Source organism: Amniculibacterium aquaticum, assembly GCF_003852705.1.
GTDB classification, from domain to species: domain Bacteria; phylum Bacteroidota; class Bacteroidia; order Flavobacteriales; family Weeksellaceae; genus Amniculibacterium; species Amniculibacterium aquaticum.
Genome location: NZ_REFA01000066.1, coordinates 1 through 1,336 on the forward strand (window position 1 = coordinate 1; position 1,336 = coordinate 1,336).

General features: G+C 33.7%; 2 protein-coding genes. Both read left to right on the top strand.

Going from position 1 to position 1,336, the window contains the following annotated elements; genetic code table 11:
- Window positions 1–222 precede the first annotated feature (222 nt).
- Window positions 223–765: a DUF1697 domain-containing protein gene (locus EIY84_RS11720; RefSeq protein ID WP_124643386.1), complete on the top strand. Its 543-nt coding sequence runs from the start codon at window positions 223–225 to the stop codon at window positions 763–765.
- A gap of 1 nt (window position 766) precedes the next feature.
- Entirely contained in the window at window positions 767–1,078 is a 312-nt protein-coding gene (locus EIY84_RS11725) for a putative quinol monooxygenase (protein WP_070486550.1), read from the top strand.
- Window positions 1,079–1,336 lie beyond the last annotated feature (258 nt).

Below are 1,336 nucleotides of genomic sequence, written 5' to 3' on the forward strand. Positions count from 1 at the left end.
ATGACATACGAAAATATTTAGCTGGACTAAAACCCAAAACATAACTACGTCGTACAACATCGTATTGGCAATAGGCGGGCTGAACGGCTTCGTATCAACGGAAGTGCAAAATTCAACTTCTGTTCTTCGATTAAAGTTCAGTGCTAAAAATCCCGCCCATCGCCAATACGCGGCACGTTAGTGGCAAGCATAACCGAACCCCAAAAACAAGCGAAAGAACGAATGACAACATACATTTCAATTTTAAGAGGCATAAACGTAAGCGGACAGAAATTAATTAAAATGGACGCTTTGAAAAAAATGTATGAAAACCTAAACTTTGAAAACATACAAACATATGTTCAAAGTGGAAACGTTATTTTCTCATCAAAGGAAAACGACCCAAAAAAAATTGAAAAAAACATTGCGTCAGGAATTGAAACTGAATTTGGGTTTGAAGTCCCTGTAATTGTTTTTAACGCAAAAACGTTAGAAACAATTATAGACAACAATCCGTTCTCAAAAGACAAACTGAAAGAGAGTTCCTTTTTGCACGTAACTTTTTTGGCTGAAAACCCCAAACAATTTGACTTAGAAAGTATTCTATCAAAGAAACAACCAAATGAAGAAATTGAATTTACAAATAATGCCATTTATCTTTATTGCCCAAATGGATATGGGAAAACTAAACTCAATAACAACTTTTTAGAAACAAAACTAAAAGTAAAAGCGACAACACGAAATTGGAAAACAACTAACGAAATTTTAAAATTATCAACAAAATAGTATGAAAAATAAATATTTACTTCACGGAAAATTAACGGCAAAAGAAGGTCATAGAGATGAACTTGCTGAAATTTTAATACAAGCATCAAAACTTGTATCAACTGCGAAAGGTTGTAAAATATACGCAATCGGCAAAGACGAAAATGACACTAATTCTATTTATGTAACTGAAATTTGGGACAGTAAAGAAGAACACGATAACTCACTAAAAATTGAAGGAGTGAAAGAACTTATAATGAAAGCAATGCCAATTTTGGACGGACAACCTACAAAAGGACAAGAACTCGAAATATTGGGAGGTGCAGGAATATAATAAATGCCTGCCACTAACATCGGTTTGGCAATATGGCGGCTGAAGTGCTTCTATAAAACATTTGTGCAAGGTTCAACGGTAGTAATTCTATTGAACTTTTGTGCTAAAAATCCGCCACATCGCCAAGCCGAGAACCGTTGTGTGCTAGTCACAAAAAACAGTAATAAAACCAAAATTCGTAAATAAACAAAATTCTAAAAAATATAAAACTTAAAGTCTGAATTTGCCGAAAAAAGACTTAAAAGAGAAGTAGGTTAA